Origin of the sequence: Pseudomonas sp. TNT2022 ID1044 (assembly GCF_028656895.1) — a bacterium.
GTDB lineage: Bacteria > Pseudomonadota > Gammaproteobacteria > Pseudomonadales > Pseudomonadaceae > Aquipseudomonas > Aquipseudomonas reinekei.
Genome location: NZ_JAMDHB010000008.1, coordinates 123,114 through 141,084, shown reverse-complemented (window position 1 = coordinate 141,084; position 17,971 = coordinate 123,114). Strand labels below are relative to the sequence as shown.

18 protein-coding genes are annotated in these 17,971 nt (G+C 62.2%); 9 read left to right on the top strand and 9 right to left on the bottom strand.

Translation table 11 applies throughout. The features are described 5' to 3' along the window. Positions 1 to 92: 92 nt before the first annotated feature. Positions 93 to 4,397: a DEAD/DEAH box helicase gene (locus tag M5G20_RS12510; RefSeq protein WP_273919359.1), complete on the bottom strand. Its 4,305-nt coding sequence runs from the start codon at positions 4,395 to 4,397 to the stop codon at positions 93 to 95. Between the two features lie 311 nt (positions 4,398 to 4,708). On the opposite strand from M5G20_RS12510, the gene M5G20_RS12505 reads away from it, so the two are divergent. Next, complete coding sequence (locus M5G20_RS12505; protein WP_273919358.1) at positions 4,709 to 5,593, top strand: sugar nucleotide-binding protein; 885 nt, start codon at positions 4,709 to 4,711, stop codon at positions 5,591 to 5,593. Continuing rightward, entirely contained in the window at positions 5,586 to 6,515 is a 930-nt protein-coding gene (locus M5G20_RS12500; RefSeq protein WP_273919357.1) for an NAD-dependent epimerase/dehydratase family protein, read from the top strand. Before M5G20_RS12505 ends, M5G20_RS12500 begins: the two co-directional genes overlap by 8 nt. Before the next feature lie 86 nt (positions 6,516 to 6,601). Here the strand turns inward: M5G20_RS12500 and M5G20_RS12495 are convergent, their stop codons facing one another. The 5 genes from M5G20_RS12495 to M5G20_RS12475 all read right to left on the bottom strand — a co-directional run bounded on the left by M5G20_RS12495 (position 6,602) and on the right by M5G20_RS12475 (position 10,695). Next, positions 6,602 to 7,300: an OmpW/AlkL family protein gene (locus tag M5G20_RS12495; protein ID WP_273919356.1), complete on the bottom strand. Its 699-nt coding sequence runs from the start codon at positions 7,298 to 7,300 to the stop codon at positions 6,602 to 6,604. 221 nt (positions 7,301 to 7,521) lie between these two features. Further along, positions 7,522 to 8,040, bottom strand: a complete 519-nt coding sequence (locus M5G20_RS12490; protein WP_273919355.1) for a DUF3299 domain-containing protein — start codon at positions 8,038 to 8,040, stop codon at positions 7,522 to 7,524. Positions 8,041 to 8,051: 11 nt separating this feature from the next. Then, positions 8,052 to 9,317 (bottom strand): ABC transporter permease, encoded by a 1,266-nt coding sequence (locus M5G20_RS12485; RefSeq protein WP_273919354.1) that lies wholly within the window; start codon positions 9,315 to 9,317, stop codon positions 8,052 to 8,054. Position 9,318: 1 nt separating this feature from the next. Beyond that, a complete protein-coding gene (locus M5G20_RS12480; RefSeq protein WP_273919353.1) occupies positions 9,319 to 10,029 on the bottom strand; it encodes an ABC transporter ATP-binding protein in 711 nt (236 codons plus the stop codon). 75 nt (positions 10,030 to 10,104) lie between these two features. Beyond that, positions 10,105 to 10,695, bottom strand: coding sequence for a DUF2796 domain-containing protein (locus tag M5G20_RS12475; RefSeq protein WP_273919352.1), 591 nt, complete (start codon positions 10,693 to 10,695; stop codon positions 10,105 to 10,107). 134 nt (positions 10,696 to 10,829) lie between these two features. Here M5G20_RS12475 and M5G20_RS12470 point away from each other — a divergent pair, with 134 nt between their 5' ends. Beyond that, positions 10,830 to 11,168, top strand: coding sequence for a hypothetical protein (locus M5G20_RS12470; RefSeq protein ID WP_150734608.1), 339 nt, complete (start codon positions 10,830 to 10,832; stop codon positions 11,166 to 11,168). Between the two features lie 23 nt (positions 11,169 to 11,191). Here M5G20_RS12470 and trxA read toward each other — a convergent pair whose 3' ends face one another. The 3 genes from trxA to M5G20_RS12455 form a co-directional block, all read right to left on the bottom strand. Continuing rightward, entirely contained in the window at positions 11,192 to 12,064 is an 873-nt protein-coding gene (gene trxA, locus M5G20_RS12465) for a thioredoxin (RefSeq protein ID WP_273919351.1), read from the bottom strand. A gap of 169 nt (positions 12,065 to 12,233) precedes the next feature. After that, a complete protein-coding gene (locus M5G20_RS12460) occupies positions 12,234 to 12,890 on the bottom strand; it encodes a class I SAM-dependent methyltransferase (RefSeq protein WP_273919350.1) in 657 nt (218 codons plus the stop codon). Next, a complete protein-coding gene (locus tag M5G20_RS12455; RefSeq protein WP_273919349.1) occupies positions 12,887 to 13,351 on the bottom strand; it encodes a hypothetical protein in 465 nt (154 codons plus the stop codon). Before M5G20_RS12455 ends, M5G20_RS12460 begins: the two co-directional genes overlap by 4 nt. A 127-nt stretch (positions 13,352 to 13,478) precedes the next feature. Here M5G20_RS12455 and nrdR point away from each other — a divergent pair, with 127 nt between their 5' ends. From nrdR to nusB, 6 genes are all read left to right on the top strand, one after another. Beyond that, positions 13,479 to 13,943 (top strand): transcriptional regulator NrdR, encoded by a 465-nt coding sequence (gene nrdR / locus M5G20_RS12450; RefSeq protein WP_003228656.1) that lies wholly within the window; start codon positions 13,479 to 13,481, stop codon positions 13,941 to 13,943. Next, entirely contained in the window at positions 13,940 to 15,073 is a 1,134-nt protein-coding gene (gene ribD, locus M5G20_RS12445; RefSeq protein ID WP_273919348.1) for a bifunctional diaminohydroxyphosphoribosylaminopyrimidine deaminase/5-amino-6-(5-phosphoribosylamino)uracil reductase RibD, read from the top strand. The genes nrdR and ribD overlap by 4 nt, the downstream gene beginning before the upstream one ends. Positions 15,074 to 15,120: 47 nt before the next feature. Continuing rightward, the gene (locus M5G20_RS12440; protein ID WP_273919347.1) at positions 15,121 to 15,783 is read left to right on the top strand and encodes a riboflavin synthase; all 663 of its coding nucleotides are present in this window, start codon (positions 15,121 to 15,123) and stop codon (positions 15,781 to 15,783) included. Between the two features lie 30 nt (positions 15,784 to 15,813). Next, on the top strand, positions 15,814 to 16,905 hold the full coding sequence (ribBA, locus tag M5G20_RS12435; RefSeq protein WP_273919346.1) for a bifunctional 3,4-dihydroxy-2-butanone-4-phosphate synthase/GTP cyclohydrolase II: 1,092 nt from the start codon (positions 15,814 to 15,816) through the stop codon (positions 16,903 to 16,905). 91 nt (positions 16,906 to 16,996) lie between these two features. Beyond that, entirely contained in the window at positions 16,997 to 17,473 is a 477-nt protein-coding gene (gene ribH / locus M5G20_RS12430) for a 6,7-dimethyl-8-ribityllumazine synthase (protein ID WP_003228649.1), read from the top strand. Next, positions 17,470 to 17,970, top strand: a complete 501-nt coding sequence (nusB, locus tag M5G20_RS12425; RefSeq protein ID WP_003185935.1) for a transcription antitermination factor NusB — start codon at positions 17,470 to 17,472, stop codon at positions 17,968 to 17,970. The genes ribH and nusB overlap by 4 nt, the downstream gene beginning before the upstream one ends. The last annotated feature ends 1 nt before the right edge of the window (position 17,971 follow it).

Genomic DNA, 17,971 nt, shown 5'->3' with positions numbered 1-17,971 from the left:
TTACGAGCCGCTGGCAAGCCAGCTCCCACAGAGATTTCTGTTGTTCACAAAACCCTGTGGGCTTGCCCGTGAAGAGGCCGGCCCGGACAACATCAATGCCGGATCAGCTTGTTACTGATCTCGGCACTGACCGACTGTTCCAGTTCCATCCAAAAAACCTGCTTGCCCGCAATCTCGGCCGCCACCGGCAACCCATCGCGATACACCAGACGATTACTCGCCAGCGCCGGCACCTTAGGGCCCGGCAAAAGCGTGCCGGCCAGGTTCATCGGATCGACCCCGCACACCGCGATCAAACTGCCGTCATGGGGCCGACGTCGGACTTCCCGCAGCAACGGTATGGCCTCAGGCAACGCAAATTGTTCGCCCGCCAGGCCACTGACAAACCGCCCGCCACGAATCTCGCCCCGGGCTTCCAGGCGATGGAAAGTGCGCAGCAATTCCCGCCAGCTCGGCAACCAATCTGCCTCCCGCTCAAGCAATCGCCAGAACACCACGCCATAGCGACGTAACAAGGTCATGGCGATGTGTTCCAGGGTCTCGGCGTGTGCCGTCGCCGGACGCGGGTTATCCACAACCGGCACAGCGACACCACGCCTGAGTAACGCCCAGCGCCCGGCGTCATCCATCCCCCCGACAAAGGCCCCGCGCCCGCGGCGGCTGCTGCGGTTCTGCCGCTTACTGGCCGGAGTGATCAACGCCCGCAGACCGGCAAAGCTGTCAGCGTTCACCAGCCCGGCACCGACCAGCTCCTGCAAGGCGATTTCCAGTTCCGAGCGCAGCAGGTGTGCTTCATGAGTCAGCTCGTCAAAAAACAGTGCGCCATGCTGACTGAGGGTCGCGTGGACCTTTTGTGTTTTCGGTGACAGTTCGCTGACCGGCGTCTGTTCGGTCAACTCGCTCCAGATCCCGACCCGGTTGCGCGGCAACAACACAATGGGCGTACTGCGCAGGGCGGTGCCAGCGCTCTTGTTGTGCGCGCTTAGGCGGGTCCACACCAGTCTGCCGCTGCGGCACAGCTCATCGAGCCAGGTCGGTGAATAGTCCTTGATGCGCGCCGGGAGGATGTCGCTGTCCCAGGCTGATGCGGCGGCGGGGTAGCCTTCGAATTGCGCGATGATCGCCGGCAACACCGCAGTGCCCTGACCTTGGGTCGCGCTGGACAGATGCTGCCAGTCGAACAGAAACCGCATGAAATCCTGCAACGCCACGGGCTCGATTTCCCGCCGCAGACGCTTGACCGTGTAGCGGTGAATCCGCGCGAGCAGGTGCCGTTCGCACCACTCTTCTTCGGCGCAGCCCGGGGTGAATCGGCCTCGCAGCACGTAGCCTTCGCGCTCCAGTTGCGCCAAGGCCTGGTTGACTTGAATCGTCGCTAACCCGAGCGGTCCGGCAATCGCCTTCAGCGGCAATGGGCCGAAAGCGCTGAGCCGCGCACGAAGCACTTCCAGCACGGCGTCGTCCACTTCCCAAGGCTCATCAAAACCCGGCAACGCTCCCAGCTCCGGCGACATCTCAGCCTGTGGATAGATTGCCCGCAGGCAGGTCAGGCGTTCCCGTGGCAGCCACAGGGCACGATTGATCTGGCAGGCGCGTCCGCTGTCGGCCAGGGTTTGCAGCCAGTCGAGCCAGTGCGGATTGGCTTGGGCCTCAGTGTCGGTGATGCACGCCAGGCTCATCATTGCCTCGTGCATTTCATCGACGTTGCCGGGTGTCGGCCAGGCTTCTTCGCCCACTGCGGCAATCGCCTCGGCATCCAGCGCGCCGAGGTCGTCGGTAGATTGCGGATCGCTCCAGCGTCGGTTGAGCACCGCTTGCGTGCGGCGCTCCTCAAGCGGCGCATCGTCGAGAAAGGTGTAGGGGCGAGCGCTGAGGATTTCTGCAGCCAGCGGCGAGGGCGCCGGCAAGTCGCGGCTGATCAGGCGGACTTCGCCGCGCTCCATGCGCCGCAGCAAGGCCAGCCAGCCTTCGCAGTCCATGGCTTCGTGCAGGCAATCGTCGAGGGTTTGTTCCACCAGCGGATGGTCGGGAATTTCCCGCTCCCCGGCGAGGTTTTCCACGCAGGCGATCTGGTCGGGAAACACGCTGGCGATCAGGTCCTCACTTTTCATTCGCTGGATTTGCGGCGCCACTTTACGTCCGCCGCTGTAGCGCGGCAGGCCCAGGGCGATCCCGGCATTCCAGCGCCAGCGCACGCCGAACAACGGTGCGTCGAGTACCGCTTGAATCAGAAGGTGCTCGGCACTGTTGCTGTGCAGGTAGCGCCAGACGTCGTCCAGCCCGAAGCTGTGGCTGGTGGACAGCGACAGTACAATGGCATCTTCGCTGGCGGCGGCCTGCAGTTCGAAGTTGAAGGTACGGCAGAAACGCTTGCGCAGGGCCAGGCCCCAGGCGCGGTTAATGCGGCTGCCGAACGGGCTGTGAATGATCAATTGCGTGCCGCCGGACTCGTCGAAAAAACGCTCCATCAGCAGCGTATCTTGCGATGGCAGGGCGCCGAGGGTCTGGCGCGCCTGGGCGAGGTATTCGACCAATTGCCCGGCGCTGGCCAGGTTCAGGCCGAGGGTATTCGTCAGCCAGTCGAGGCTCGGTTGCAAGTTGCCCGGCGTGGCGCCCAGCAACTCATCGAGACGCGCTTGCAGACGAGCCACGGCCACCGACAATTCGGCACTGCGTCCCGGCGCCTCGCCGAGCCAGAACGGAATGGTCGGCGGCTGGCCCTGTGCATCTTCGACCCGCACTTTGCCGGTATCCACGCGCAGGATGCGATAGGACGTATTGCCCAGCTGAAAGACATCCCCGGCGATGCTTTCCACGGCAAAGTCTTCGTTGACGCTGCCGATGTTCAGCCCTTGGGGTTCGAGCAGCACGCTGTAGTCGGCGTTGTCCGGAATGGTCCCGCCGCTGGTCACCGCCGTCAGCTTCGCGCCACGGCGCCCGCGCAGGCTGCGGGTGACGGCGTCGCGGTGCAGGTAAGCGCTGCGGATACCCTGACGGCCGTTGTAGCCTTCGGCAAGCATGTGCAGGAGTGCCTGATAGTGTTTGTCGTCGAGTTCGGCGTAGGGCGAAGCGCGGCGCAGCATCTCCAGCAGCGCCTGTTCCTGCCATTCCTGACAGCTGACTTCGGCGATGATCTGTTGCGCCAGAACGTCCAGCGGTGCCACGGGGATCAATAATGTATCGAGCTCGCCCCGGCGGACGCAGTCGAGCAGTGCGGCGCATTCGATCAGGTCGTCGCGGGTGGTGGCGAACAAACGACCCTTGGGCGTGCCGCCCACCTGGTGTCCGGAGCGGCCAACCCTTTGCAGAAACCCGGAGATCGAACGCGGCGAGGCGATCTGGCACACCAGGTCGACATCGCCAATGTCGATACCCAGTTCCAGCGATGCCGTGGCGATCAGCACTTGCAAGTCGCCGCGCTTGAGCCGCTGCTCGGCGTCGAGGCGAAATTCCTTGGCCAGGCTGCCGTGGTGGGCGGCCACGGCCTCCTTGCCCAGGCGTTCGCTCAGGTGTCGGCTCAAGCGTTCGGCCAGGCGTCGGGTGTTGACGAAAATCAGCGTGGTGCGGTGATCCCGGGCGAGGGCGGCGAGGCGGTCGTAGACCAGCTCCCAGACATCATTGGCCATCACCGCCGACAACGGCACGGGCGGCACTTCGATGTCCAGATCCCGTGGGCGGGCGTGGCCGATGTCGACGATTTCGCAGGGGCGGTCGTGGCCTGCGAGAAAGCGCGAGACCGCGTCGATGGGTTTCTGCGTGGCCGACAGGCCGATGCGCACCAGCGGTTCGGCGCATAGCGCCTGCAAGCGTTCGAGACTCAAGGTCAGGTGACTGCCGCGTTTGCTGGCGGCGATGGCGTGGATTTCGTCGACGATGACCGTGCGCGTGGAGCTGAGCATTTGTCGGCCGGAATCGGAACCGAGCAGCACGTAGAGCGATTCCGGGGTGGTCACCAGAATGTGCGGTGCGGTTTTGCGCATCGCCGCGCGGTCTTTTTGCGGCGTATCGCCAGTCCGCACGGCGGTGGTGATCTGTAATGGCGGCAGGCCCATCAGGGGCAATTGTTCGGTGATGCCGGCGAGCGGGTTTTGCAGGTTGATGCGAATGTCGTTGGACAGTGCCTTGAGTGGCGAGATGTAGACCACCAGGGTTGCGTCGGGCAGGCCTTCGGGGCTTTCCAGGCCGCGCTGCACCAGGTCGTCGATGACGGCGAGGAAAGCGGTGAGGGTCTTGCCGGAACCGGTGGGCGCCGCGATCAACGTCGAGCGGCGCTGGCGAATCAACGGCCACGCCCGGGCCTGAGCGGCGGTGACCGCGGGAAAGGTGTGATTGAACCAGGCACTGACGGCAGGGTGGAAGCCGTTCAGGGCGCTGTCTGCGGGGATGGGCAGGTTCATGGAGTGATTTATGCGGGTGGGGGCGGGAAGTTGCAAGTACCGCTCGGTTTATTAATCCCCCCTGTGGCGAGGGAGCTTGCTCCCGTTCGACTGCGTAGCAGTCGCCAGCAATTTGGGGCCGCTTCGCAGCCCGGCGGGAGCAAGCTCCCTCGCCACAGGGGGCGCACTGAAATCCCGGACATCTACACTTTACGGATGACGGTTGCGCACTAAACCCGCAAAATGCAACGATTCCGGCATCTATCAACGGCATCGCCCGTGGGCGTTGTCGATACAGCCATTGTTTCAATCAGACTGGGCCTGCTGACTCTATGCGAATGCGCCTTATGTTACTGGGCGGCGGAAATGCCCTTGGGCAGGCGCTGATTCGCCTCGGTGCAGAGGAAGACATCGGTTTCCTCGCCCCCCGCCCGCCGCAAGACGGCTGGGACGCCGCGAGCCTGACGCAACTGCTCGACGACACGCGCCCGGACGCGTTGATCAATCTCGCCTATTACTTCGACTGGTTCCAGGCCGAGGCGGTCAGCGAGCAGCGTCTGGCCGGGCAAGAGCGCGCGGTCGAGCGTCTCGCCGAGCTGTGCCAGCACCACAACATCGTGTTGTTGCAGCCTTCGAGCTATCGCGTGTTCGATGGTTCGCGCGCTACCGCCTACAGCGAAAAAGACGAACCGGTGCCCTTGGGCCTGCGCGGTCAGGCGTTGTGGCGGATCGAACAAAGCGTGCGCGCCACTTGCCCGCAGCACGTGCTACTCCGTTTCGGCTGGCTGCTCGATGACAGTCCCGATGGCAGCCTCGGACGTTTCCTCGCACGGGCCGAGCAGCCTGACGAGCTGTTACTGGCCGACGACCGTCGGGGTAATCCGACGCCGGTGGACGACGCTGCCCGGGTGATCATTTCGGTGCTCAAGCAACTCGACTGCGCCGCGCCGCTGTGGGGGACCTACCACTACGCCGGGCACGAGGCGACCACGCCGCTGGCGCTGGGGCAGGCTATCCTCACTGAAGCGCGGGCCTTGCATGCGCTGGCCATTGAAGCACCGACCGCCCAGGCCCACGCCGCGCGCCCGGACGCCGCCGAAGAGCCGCAACACGCGGTGCTGGCCTGCAAGAAAATTCTGCACACTTTTGGCATCAAGCCACGCGCCTGGCGTGCGGCACTTCCCGGACTACTGGACAGGTTCTATCGCCATGGCTGACAGTCCCGTTTTAATCACCGGCGGCGCCGGGTTCATTGGCTCGCACCTGACCGACGCGTTGCTCGCCAAGGGCCATTCGGTGCGCATCCTTGATGATTTATCGACCGGCAAGCGCAGCAACCTGCCGCTGGACAATGCCAAGGTCGAATTGATCGTCGGCGACGTCGCCGATGCCGCGCTGGTGGCTCGGGCTGTGGCCGGTTGCAGCGCCGTGGCGCACCTGGCGGCCGTGGCGTCGGTGCAGGCGTCGGTGGACGATCCGGTGAAGACGCACCAGAGCAATTTCATCGGTTCGCTGAATGTCTGCGAAGCCATGCGCCAGGCGGGCGTCAAGCGCGTGCTGTTTGCTTCCAGCGCTGCGATATATGGCAATAATGGCGAAGGCGAGTCGATCGATGAAGACACGCCCAAGGCACCATTGACGCCCTACGCCTCGGACAAGTTGGCGAGCGAGCATTACTTCGATTTCTACCGGCGCGAGCATGGTCTTGAACCGGTGATTTTCCGCTTCTTCAACATCTTCGGCCCGCGCCAGGATCCGTCCTCGCCGTACTCCGGGGTGATCAGTATTTTCAGCGAGCGCGCGCAGAACGGTTTGCCGATCACCGTGTTTGGCGACGGTGAGCAGACCCGGGATTTTTTCTACGTCGAAGATCTGGTCAAGCTGCTGATGCAGGGCATCGAAAAACCGCAGGCTGACGTCGGCGCAGTGAACGTTGGCTGGAATCAGGCGACCAGTCTCAAGCAATTGCTCGCCGCACTTGAGGAAGTGGTCGGCCAGTTGCCGCCCGTGAGCTACAGCCCGGCGCGCTCCGGGGACATACGCCATTCGCGGGCAAACAACCGGCGATTGCTGGAGCGTTTCAAAGCCCCCGCGCAAACACCGATAAGCGTTGGCTTGGCGCGGTTGTTGGGACAATAGAAAAAGGCGCCTGACAGGCGCCTTCTTTTGTTGCTGATCGTTCCCGTGCAGGGCGTGGAACGACCCATTCACCACCACGTGAATCCTTAGAACTTGTAACCCAGACCAACCATGTAGATGAACGGATCGACGTCCACGTTCACCCGTGCCCGGGTGCCCGGTGCCACTGCGTTGTTTTCCACGGTCGCGCGGGTGTCGATGTCGATGTAGCGCACCTGGCCGTTGATCATCACGTTATCGGTCAGCATGTAGTCCGCGCCGACCTGCCAGGCCATGCCCCAGGAATTCTTCGCCTTGAAGTTGCTGAAACCGGCGGCACTGGCTTCGCTGCCAACGTGTTCGTCGTAGATCCAGGTGTAGTTGATGCCTGCGCCTACATACGGCTGGAAGTCGGATTTAGCGTCCAGCGGGTAGTACACAACGCTCAGGGTCGGCGGCAGGTGTTTCAGCGTACCCAGTTTGCCGTTGGCGGCGCTCAGCGCGGTGTTTTTCAGCTTCACGTCATGCTCGAACGGCGTGGCCGCGAGCAGTTCGATACCCCAGTTGCTGGTGAACATGTAGGCGAAGTTAAGGCCCAGTTGCGTGTCACTGCTCATGGTCGCCTTGCCACCCAGGTCGGCGCCGCTCAGCGGGCCTTGATCGACCTTGACGCTGGAGCTGTCAGCGGTCGGGTTGGTGGTGATCGCGCCGGCACGAAGGATGATGTCGCCCGCCTCGTGGGCGTGGGCAAGCGGGGCTGCGAGCGCGAGGGCAACCAGCGAGGCACCGAGCAAGGACTTGTTCATGGGGGCTCCAAAGGACGTTAAAAATTTTCGATGTCCAATGGTAAGCCGGCTAACTATTCGGTCTTTTGACGCAGCTCAATGAAAGTGGGATGGGGTTGGTTTTGTGGTGTTTTTGATGTCCCCATCGCGAGCAGGCTCGCTCCCACAGGAAAATGCATTCCAAATGTGGGAGCGAGCCTGCTCGCGATGACGGTGTTACTGACTGCGCAAACCTGCCGGATTCACTCCGGCAATTCATACACGTAAATCTTCTCCGCCTCCATCTGATACCCGGCATCCGCCAGTTCACTGGTCGACGCTTTGACCTGCATCGGCCCTTCGATCCAGTACGGCTGATACAACTCATCGAGCTTCACGCCGACCTCGCTTTTGACATGCACGATCTGGTTCGACGGCGGTGGCGGCACGTGAATGCAGGCGCCGAAATACGGCACCAGCAGGAAGTCCGTGGTGCGGCCGTCCTCACTCACTTCCAGCGGCACGATGTAGCCCGGCAGGCGAATGTTCTGGCCGTCGAGCGCTTTGACGACCGGCGCGTTGGGCATGTCCTGCCTGGCTGCCGGCGCCGACTCGGCGGACAGTGCATCGCTCATCTTCGACAGGTCGTGCAGCGGTGTCATGTTCGGCACTTCCGGCGGCGCGTCCGGTGGAATCATTTCCGACCAGGTCAGCTCTTTCGGCTCGGCCGCCCACAGGGGCAGGGCGACCAGCATCAACAGCGCAAGGAAAGCGCGGGGCATTTTCAAAGTCCTCATAGACGGATCGACAGGCCATCGGCCAATGATTGGCGATAAGCGCGCCAGGCCGGCACGCTGCCCATCAGCAGCGCGGCGAGCAGAATGCCACCGAGTAGCGTCCATTCATATTCGCTGGGCCAGGCCAACGGTAAAAACAGCCCATAGTTGGCTTGCACGTAACCTTGGGCCACGGCGATGCACGCATAAAGCAGGGCCACACCTGCCACTACGCCGGACAGCGCCAGGGCAAACGCCTCAAGCACCAGCAACGTCGCAACATGCCATGGCCGCGCGCCTACCGACCGCAGAATCGCCATCTCGCGGCGGCGTTCGTTAAGGCTGGTGAGAATCGCCGTGAGCATGCCGATCAACCCGGTCAGCACCACAAACAGCGACACCACGAACAAGGCTTTTTCCGCCGTGCTCACCAGGCTCCACAACTCTTGCAGCGCTACGCCCGGCAGGATCGCCAGCATCGGTTCGCCACGGTATTCGTTGATCTCGCGCTGTAAGGCGAAGGTTGAAATCTTGCTGTTGAGGCCGAGCATGAACGCGGTGATCGCTTGCGGCGTCAGGTCCATGTTGCGGGCCTGCTCGGCACTGATCCGCCCGTTGCCCCGGGCCGGTACACCGTTGTGCCAATCGATGTGAATCGCCTCCATGCCGCCGAGGCTGATGTGCAGTGTGCGGTCCACCGGTGTGCCGGTGCGCTTGAGAATGCCGACCACGGTGAACGGTTTGTCATCGTGCTTGACCAGGCTGATCGCCGCTACACCGTGGGCCAGCACCAGTTTTTCACCGAGTTTGTAGTGCAGCGCCTGCGCGACTTCGGCGCCGAGCACCACTTCGAAGGGGTCGGTGGCGAAGGCTCGGCCGTCGGCCAGTTCCAGGTGTTGTTGGCGGCCGTACTGGTAATGCTCGAAGTAGGCCTCGGTGGTGCCCATCACCCGATAGCCGCGATGGGAATCACCGAGGGACATCGGGATCGCCCACTTCACTTTCGGGTTGTTGGCAAAGTGTTCGAAGCTGTCCCAGCGGATGTTGTTGGTGGCGTTGCCGATGCGGAACACCGAGTACAACAACAAGTTGACCGAGCCGGAGCGCGCACCGACGATCAGGTCGGTACCGCTGATGGTGCTGGCGAAACTGGCCTTGGCTTCGGTGCGCACGCGCTCCACGGCCAGCAGCAGGCACACCGACAGGGCAATGGCGAACGCGGTGAGGATCGCAGTGAAGCGGCGGTTAGCCAGGCTGGCCATGGCTAGACGAAACAAATACATCTCAGACCTCGGACGGGGTGGCGGCGCGATTAAGCTCGGCCAGCGACAGGTTGCGATCAAACAGCGGCGCCAGGCTCTGGTCATGACTGACGAACAACAGGCTCGAGCCGGCTTCGCGGCACTCGGCGAACAGCAGGCGAATGAAGTTTTCCCGGGCGTCGTAATCGAGCGCCGAGGTCGGTTCGTCGGCGATCACCAGTTCCGGCTGACCGATCAATGCACGTGCTGCGGCCACCCGTTGCTGCTGGCCGATGGACAGCGAATCGGCACGTCGACCGAGGATGTTTTCATCTTTCAGGCCCAGGTGGGCGAGCAGGGTGGCGGCGGCTTTATCAACACTGCCGTGACGCTGTTTCGCCCGTTCGGCGCGCAGTTTCGAGAAGTGGCAGGGCAGTTCGACGTTCTCGCGCACCGACAGAAACGGCAGCAGGTTGAACTGCTGGAAAATGTAGCCGGTGTGATCGACACGGAAATGATCGCGGGCACCTGCCGAGAGTTCGGTCAGCTCCTGGCCGAGCAGGCGGATGCTGCCGCGGTCGGGTTTTTGCACGCCGCCGAGCAAGCCAAGCAGGGTGGTCTTGCCACTGCCGCTGGGGCCTTTGAGAAACAGGGTTTCGCCCGGTTCCAGGCGAAACGCCGGGATGTCCAGCAGCGGCGGGTGACCGGGCCAACTGAAGCCCAGGTCGGACAGTTCGATGAGTGCTTGGGTCATATGGAGCCGGTCTGTTGAGAGATGAGCCCATGTAGGAGCGAGCTTGCTCGCTTCTACACGGGATCTTCAGTGGATTCAGAGTTTCAGGCTGGCAGCCTTGGCCGTCACTTCAACCCCTTGCTGCCCGCTCGGGCCGATCAGTTGTACCTGAATTTTCTGGGTCGCCGGGAAGGCGTTGAAAATGTTCGCCAGGTCCAGGGTCTTCAGCGCCGCTGGTGTGGCACAGGTGAACTGGTAGTGAGCGTGGATTTCGCTGTGATCGTGGTGATGCTCATCCTTGGCGTCCTCGTCGTGGTCATCATCGACTTGCGGTTTATCGCCAAACAGCGGGCTTTCCAGTTCCTGGTTTTTCACCACGCAGCCTGCGGCGTTCGGCAGGTTGAACAGGGCCAGTGGTTTCTCCAGCTGAGTACGAACGGCGGCGACTTTGGCTTTGTCGGCGTCGCTGGTGGCGGCGTGCTCGAAACCCACCAGGTTCATCGCCGGGCTTTGCAGTTCCAGCTCCAGGGTTTGACCGTCCAGTGCTGCGTTGAGGCGACCGACACCGTGCTCGTGGGCGCCAAGGCTGCCGTGTTCATGATCGTGATCGTGGTCATGCTCCTCAGCCGCATGGGCGACAGCCAGGGGCAACAAGGCAAACGGCAAAACGAGCAGCAGACGACGCATGGCGAGTCTCCGAAGGTTAAATGAAGAGTTTGTTATGTAATCTTATAACGTAAGTGGGCAGAGTTTGACTGGCTGCTTGGCGTTGCACAAGTCCCATGGGAGCATGCAGGTCAGAAATGTGCAGGAGCAGACTCATGTTGCGAATTCGCGGAAGCATCGGCGACTGGCCGGTGGATTTGACCCTGGAGATGGATGACGCCGACTGGGCGAAGCTGGGTGCGCAGTTGACCGTGGAAAAAACCGAGGTCAGCGCCGCGCCGGCCAAACCGCAGAATCAGGACGATGCGCTGTGGCAGATCGCCAGGGACTTGCTGCGCAAGGCAGGGCAGTTGAGTGGGCCGGATTTGCTGGAGCAACTGGAAGGGCTGACCGGCAATGCGTCGGCGGGCAAACGTCTGTTGGTACGTTTGCGCCATAGCCCGGACGTGAAGGTGGAGAGCGGCGGGGATACACCGCTCTACCGCTGGCTGTAGGAGCCGGCTCCTACAGGTCGAGATCAGTACAGGGCAGCAAACAACTTGCGGCGGTAAGTGGTCACCAGCGGGTGATCGTTGCCGAGCAGTTCGAACACCTGCAGCAAGGTCTTGTGAGGCAAGCCTTCGCTGTAGCTGCGGTTACGGATGAACAGCTTGAGCAGGGCATCCAGTGCGGCGTCGTATTGCTGACGGGCCAGTTGCTGGATCGCCAGTTGATAGACCGCTTCATCGTCCTGCGGGTTTTTTGCCAGGCGCGCTTTCAGGTCGGCGGCGTCGGGCAGATCCTTGGCCTGACCGAGAAACTTGATCTGCGCCTTGGCTCCGGCGAGGGCTGCCTTGTGCTCATCGCTCTTGACCGCGTCGAGCACCGTCTGCGCTTCGCCCAGCTCACCGCGTTCGGTGAGGCAGCGGGCGTACAGGATCAGCGCCTTGGCGTTGGTGTTGTCTTCGCCCAGGATCACTTTGAGCAAGGCTTCGGCATCGGCAAAGCGGCTGTCGTCAAACAGCTCCTGGGCCTGTTCGAACGGATCGGCGGCGGCCGGTGGCGGCATTTGCACATGGGGTTCGAGCAGGGCGCGTACGGCCGATTCCGGCTGCGCTCCGGCAAAACCGTCGACCGGTTGACCGTCCTTGAACAGCACCACGGTCGGCAGGCTACGGATACCGAAGCGGGCGACGATGTCTTGTTCGATGTCGCAGTTGACCTTGGCCAGCAGCAACTCGCCCTGATAGCTCTCGGCGATGGTCTGCAGCATCGGCATCAGTACTTTGCACGGCGCACACCATTCGGCCCAGAAATCCACCAGTACCGGTTTGTGGAAAGAGTTCTCGATCACTGACTGGTCGAAATCGGCAGTCGTGGCGTCGAAGATGTACGGCGTTTCCTGACTCATGGGCAATCTCGTAGAAGCGTGAATGGGGCAACTATACGGCTTGGCGGGGTCGCGCCGGAAGCGGTGTGGTCGTTAGAGATGTTTCGTTTGACAGGACGTCATCGCGAGCAGGCTCGCTCCCACACTGGAATGCATTCCCTCTGTGGGAGCGAGCCTGCTCGCGATGCTTTTAGCTGCGGCTGGCGTGGTACAGGCTCACATGCCGAAATTCTTCCGGCTCAGCCAGATCCGGCAAGGTCATCGCTTCAAGCATTTCGATACGCCGGTACAGTGGATGACGAAAATCCCGTACCCGAGAATCCGCCACCAGCGCTTCGCGGCCACGACTGAGAAACTCATCGAGCAGCGGCAGATTAGCCCGGTCGTACAGCACGTCCGCCACCAGGATCAGATCAAAGCGATCAGCCTCGGCAAAAAAGTCCGTCGAGTAGCTGAGCTGCACATTATTGAGTTCGGCATTCGCCCGACAGGCGGCAATCGCCAGCGGGTCGAGGTCACAGGCCACCACTTCCAGCGCCCCGGCCTTCACTGCGGCAATTCCCGCCACGCCAGAACCGGCGCCGAAATCCAGCACCCGCTTGCCTTCGACCCAATGGCGGTTTTCGGCGAGGTAACGGGCCACGGCCAACCCGCTGGCCCAGCAGAAACTCCAATAGGGCGGCTCGTGCAGGATGCGCCGGGTTTCTTCCGGGCTGAAGGCGCGGTCCATGTTGTCGCCATCGATCAGCCACAGCTTCAGGTCGGTCTGCGGAAGCTCACAGGCGACCAATTGCGCATCACCGAGCAACTCACCCAATGCCTGTTGCAGGTCGAGCGGTGCACTCATGGGGCTTTGACGAACTGCAGCTGGCCCAGTGTCTGGGTCGTCGGCTGGCTGATCAGTTGCGACGGCAGGTGCAGGATCAACTGACCGGACTGGCTGGCGCGGCCACGCAGTTCAACCCGGGCACCCACTGGAAAGGATTCCGGATTAAAGCGCAGGTGGAACGGCAATATCTGGTTGTTGCCGATCAGGCTGGAACTGGCGAGCAATTGTTGCGGCCGGTCTTTGTCGTCGATCACCAGCAGCGCGAGTTCGACCTCAGCGCCGCTCGGCACACCCTGAAGGGTGCCGCTCAGCTCGCGCTGGTACGCGGGCAACGGGCCGAGCTCGGCGGCCTCCTTGGCTTTTTTCTGCGCTTGTTGCGGCGCAGGGCCCGGGGTCGGTGGCTGGGGCTGCGGTGCATCGCTGCTGCAGGCCACCAACAGGCTGAAAAGACTGAGCAAAACGAGCGGACGTAACGACATTGGCAGCTCCGGAATGATGAAATCCATGGATCAAGTGATCATCCCGTCTGTATACCGCAAACCCTATGGCTTGTCTTGCCACCGGGATGCGCTACCATGGCCCTCCCTTTTTTTGTTGCCTGCCACCATGCACTGTCCCTTCTGCGGTGCCAACGACACCAAGGTCATCGACTCGCGTCTGGTCGCCGAGGGCGAACAGGTGCGCCGCCGGCGTGAATGCCTGGCCTGCGGCGAACGTTTCACGACGTTCGAGACGGCTGAACTGGTGTTGCCGCGCCTGATCAAAACCGACGGCAGTCGCCAGCCGTTCGACGAAGAAAAACTCCGCGCCGGCATGCAGCGCGCGCTGGAAAAGCGCCCGGTGAGTGTCGAGCGCCTCGAGTCGTCGCTGGTGCACATCAAACACAAACTGCGCGCCACCGGCGAACGCGAGGTCAAATCCCTCGTGGTCGGTGAGCTGGTAATGGCCGAGCTGCAGAAGCTCGATGAAGTCGCCTATATCCGCTTCGCTTCGGTGTATCGCCGCTTCCAGGACCTCAACGAGTTCCGTGAAGAGATCGATCGCCTGGCCCGTGAGCCGGTGAAAGAATGACCACCACCCCGGAACAATCCATCCTCGACGCCCATTACATGGCCCGCGCGCTGGAACTGGCGCGCAAAGGTCACTACACGACACACCCCAACCCTCGGGTCGGCTGCGTGATTGTGCGTGACGGGCAGATTGTCGGCGAAGGCTGGCATGAGCGTGCCGGTGAACCCCATGCCGAAGTCCATGCCTTGCGCGCCGCCGGTGAGCGATCCCGGGGCGCCACGGCTTACGTTACCCTCGAACCTTGCAGTCACCATGGCCGCACGCCGCCCTGCGCCGATGCGCTGGTGAATGCCGGTGTGGCGCGGGTGGTCGCAGCGATGCAGGACCCCAATCCGGAGGTCGCCGGTCGTGGCCTGCAACGTCTGGAACAGGCGGGCATCGCCACCGAAAGCGGCGTGCTGGAAAGCGAAGCGCGCAAACTCAATCAAGGCTTCCTCAAACGCATGGAGCACGGCTTGCCGTTCGTGCGGGTCAAGCTGGCCATGAGCCTCGACGGTCGCACCGCGATGCAAAGCGGTGAAAGCCAATGGATTACCGGCCCGGCGGCGCGTTCGGCGGTGCAACGCCTGCGTGCCCAGGCCAGCGTGGTGCTGACTGGCGCCGATACGGTGTTGGCGGACAACGCCCGTTTGACCGTGCGCGCCGATGAACTCGGTCTGGATGCCGAACAAACCGCACTGGCCATGAGCCGGCCGCCGCTGCGTGTGCTGGTCGATGGCCGCCTGCGGGTGCCGCTGGATGCGCCATTCTTCAAGGCCGGTCCGGCGCTGGTCGCTACCTGCGTGGCGGTGGAAGAGCAATACGCCAACGGCCCGGAATGCCTGATCGTGCCGGGTTACGATGGGCAGGTCGATCTTCGTCAGTTGCTGGTTGAACTGGCCAACCGTCAGGTCAATGAAGTGCTGGTCGAGGCCGGTCCACGGCTGGCGGGTGCCTTTGCCCAGCTCGGGCTGGTGGACGAGTTCCAGATTTTCATTGCCGGCAAGTTCCTGGGCTCTTCGGCGCGGCCGTTGCTGGAGTGGCCGCTCGCGCAAATGAAAGATGCGCCCGAGCTTAAAATCACCGAAATTCGCGCGGTTGGCGATGACTGGCGGGTCACTGCCATTCCTTTGCCAGCAGCCAGCGTATAATTCCCGGCCATCGCTATAGCGCTGGCTTTGTTCTCGAGGAGAACCTCATGTTTACCGGCATCATCGAATCCATCGGCAGTATTCGTGCATTGACCCCGAAGGGCGGTGATGTACGGGTTCACGTCGAAACCGGCAAGCTCGACCTGAGCGACGTCAAACTGGGCGACAGCATCGCGGTCAACGGCGTGTGCCTGACCGCCGTTGAACTGCCAGGCAACGGCTTTGCGGCGGACGTCAGCCGTGAAACCCTCGACTGCACCGCCATGAACGACCTCAAAAGCGGCAGCCCGGTCAATCTGGAAAAAGCCCTGACCCCGACCACGCGCCTCGGTGGGCACTTGGTCAGCGGTCACGTCGACGGCGTGGGCGAAGTGGTTGCCCGCACCGAGAACGCCCGCGCCGTGGAATTTCGCATCCGCGCGCCAAAAGAACTGGCCAGGTACATCGCCCATAAAGGCTCGATCACCGTCGACGGCACCAGCCTGACCGTGAACGCGGTCGATGGTGCCGAGTTCCTGCTGACCATCATTCCGCACACCCTGAGCGAAACCATCATGGCGTCGTACCAGCCGGGTCGCCGGGTGAACCTGGAAGTGGACTTGCTGGCCCGTTACCTGGAGCGCCTGTTGTTGGGCGACAAGGCCGCAGAGCCTGCTTCCAGCAACATCACTGAAAGCTTTCTGGCCGCCAACGGCTACCTCAAATCCTGAGCTCTAATTTCGAAAGAAGGGGGGTGCCTTGTGGCGCTCAATAGCATCGAAGAACTGGTTGAAGACATCCGCCAAGGCAAGATGGTCATCCTCATGGATGACGAAGACCGCGAGAACGAAGGCGACCTGATCATGGCCGCCGAGTGCTGCAAGCCCGAGCACATCAACTTCATGGCCAAGCACGCCCGTGGCCTGATCTGCATGCCGATGAGCCGCGAGCGTTGCGAACTGCTCAAGCTGCCATTGATGGCGCCGCGCAACGGTTCCGGGTTCGGCACCAAGTTCACCGTATCGATCGAAGCCGCCACCGGCGTGACCACCGGCATCTCCGCCGCCGACCGCGCGCGCACCGTGCAAGCGGCTGCGGCCCGTGATGCCAAGGCCGATGACATCGTCAGCCCGGGCCACATCTTCCCGCTGATGGCGCAGGCCGGCGGCACCCTGGCTCGCGCCGGCCACACCGAAGCCGCGTGCGACCTGGCGCGTATGGCCGGTTTCGAGCCGAGCGGCGTGATCTGCGAAGTGATGAACGACGACGGCACCATGTCCCGTCGTGCCGAACTGGAAGCGTTTGCCGCTGAGCACGACATCAAGATCGGCACCATTGCCGACCTGATTCACTACCGGATGATCCACGAACGTACCGTTCAGCGGATTGCCGAGCAGCCGCTGGACAGCGAACTGGGCCAATTCAACCTGGTGACCTATCGTGATTCCGTGGAAGGCGATGTGCACATGGCACTGACCCTGGGCAATGTCTGCGCCGAAGAACCGACCCTGGTTCGGGTGCACAACATGGACCCGCTGCGCGACTTGCTGATGGTCAATCAGCCCGGCCGCTGGAGCCTGCGCGCCGCCATGGCCAAGGTTGCCGAGGCTGGCAGCGGTGTGGTGCTGTTGCTCGGTCACCCGCTCGATGGCGATGTGTTGTTGGCGCATATCCGCGAAACCGCCGATCACACCCAGGTTAAAAAACCGACCACCTACAGCATTGTCGGTGCCGGTTCGCAGATCCTGCGTGACCTCGGTGTGCGCAAAATGCGCCTGATGTCGGCACCGATGAAATTTAATGCGATATCCGGTTTCGATCTGGAAGTTGTAGAATACGTGCCCTCCGAATAATGACCGGTTGTTTGCGGCCTTGAATTCGCGGTTCAAATATCACTGAGGGACGCGTACGAGACGCGTCCCGGCTCTTTAAGAGATCTAACGAATGACCCTGAAGACCATCGAAGGTACCTTCATCGCCCCTAAAGGCCGCTACGCTTTGGTAGTGGGCCGTTTCAACAGCTTCGTCGTTGAAAGCCTGGTCAGCGGTGCAGTTGATGCCCTGGTTCGCCACGGCGTGAGCGAAAGCGACATCACCATCATCCGCGCCCCTGGCGCCTTCGAAATCCCGCTGGTTGCGCAGAAAGTCGCTCAGAAAGGCGAGTTCGCAGCAATCATCGCCCTGGGCGCGGTCATTCGTGGCGGTACTCCGCACTTCGAATACGTGGCTGGCGAGTGCACCAAAGGTCTGGCCCAGGTGTCCATGGAGTTTGGCGTGCCGGTCGCTTTCGGCGTCCTGACCGTTGATTCCATCGAACAAGCCATTGAACGTTCCGGCACCAAGGCCGGTAACAAAGGTGCTGAAGCTGCCCTGTCCGCTCTGGAAATGGTCAGCCTGCTGGCGCAGTTGGAGGCCAAGTGATTAGCGACGAAAGCGATCGTTTCAACCCGCGCGATCCAAAGCCTGCGGATGCCGGCAAGCCATCGAAAAGCGTCAAGCGTCGCGAAGCCCGTCAGCTCGCGACTCAGGCGCTGTACCAATGGCACATGGCCAAGCAGTCGCTGAACGAGATCGAAGCGCAGTTCCGGGTCGATAACGATTTTTCCGATGTCGATGGCGCGTACTTCCGCGAGATTCTGCACGGGGTTCCGCAGTTCAAGACCGAAATCGACACCGCACTCACGCCTTGCCTCGATCTGACCATCGAAGAGCTGGACCCGGTTGAACTGGCGGTTTTGCGCCTGTCGACCTGGGAACTGCTCAAGCGCGTCGACGTGCCGTACCGCGTTGTGATCAACGAAGGTATCGAACTGGCCAAGGTCTTCGGTTCCACCGACGGTCACAAGTTCGTCAACGGTGTGCTCGACAAACTGGCCCCGCGTCTGCGTGAAGCTGAAGTCAAGGCGTTCAAGCGCTAAC

Coding starts and splice junctions, on each gene's coding strand:
- M5G20_RS12460 (WP_273919350.1), bottom strand. CDS start 12,890: ATGAGTGCACCGCTCGACCTGCAACAGGCATTGGGTGAGTTGCTCGGT.
- M5G20_RS12475 (WP_273919352.1), bottom strand. CDS start 10,695: ATGCGTCGTCTGCTGCTCGTTTTGCCGTTTGCCTTGTTGCCCCTGGCT.
- M5G20_RS12485 (WP_273919354.1), bottom strand. CDS start 9,317: ATGTATTTGTTTCGTCTAGCCATGGCCAGCCTGGCTAACCGCCGCTTC.
- nrdR (WP_003228656.1), top strand. CDS start 13,479: ATGCACTGTCCCTTCTGCGGTGCCAACGACACCAAGGTCATCGACTCG.
- M5G20_RS12470 (WP_150734608.1), top strand. CDS start 10,830: ATGTTGCGAATTCGCGGAAGCATCGGCGACTGGCCGGTGGATTTGACC.
- ribH (WP_003228649.1), top strand. CDS start 16,997: ATGACCCTGAAGACCATCGAAGGTACCTTCATCGCCCCTAAAGGCCGC.
- ribD (WP_273919348.1), top strand. CDS start 13,940: ATGACCACCACCCCGGAACAATCCATCCTCGACGCCCATTACATGGCC.
- M5G20_RS12440 (WP_273919347.1), top strand. CDS start 15,121: ATGTTTACCGGCATCATCGAATCCATCGGCAGTATTCGTGCATTGACC.
- M5G20_RS12480 (WP_273919353.1), bottom strand. CDS start 10,029: ATGACCCAAGCACTCATCGAACTGTCCGACCTGGGCTTCAGTTGGCCC.
- trxA (WP_273919351.1), bottom strand. CDS start 12,064: ATGAGTCAGGAAACGCCGTACATCTTCGACGCCACGACTGCCGATTTC.
- M5G20_RS12510 (WP_273919359.1), bottom strand. CDS start 4,397: ATGAACCTGCCCATCCCCGCAGACAGCGCCCTGAACGGCTTCCACCCT.
- M5G20_RS12495 (WP_273919356.1), bottom strand. CDS start 7,300: ATGAACAAGTCCTTGCTCGGTGCCTCGCTGGTTGCCCTCGCGCTCGCA.
- M5G20_RS12455 (WP_273919349.1), bottom strand. CDS start 13,351: ATGTCGTTACGTCCGCTCGTTTTGCTCAGTCTTTTCAGCCTGTTGGTG.
- M5G20_RS12505 (WP_273919358.1), top strand. CDS start 4,709: ATGCGAATGCGCCTTATGTTACTGGGCGGCGGAAATGCCCTTGGGCAG.
- M5G20_RS12490 (WP_273919355.1), bottom strand. CDS start 8,040: ATGCCCCGCGCTTTCCTTGCGCTGTTGATGCTGGTCGCCCTGCCCCTG.
- M5G20_RS12500 (WP_273919357.1), top strand. CDS start 5,586: ATGGCTGACAGTCCCGTTTTAATCACCGGCGGCGCCGGGTTCATTGGC.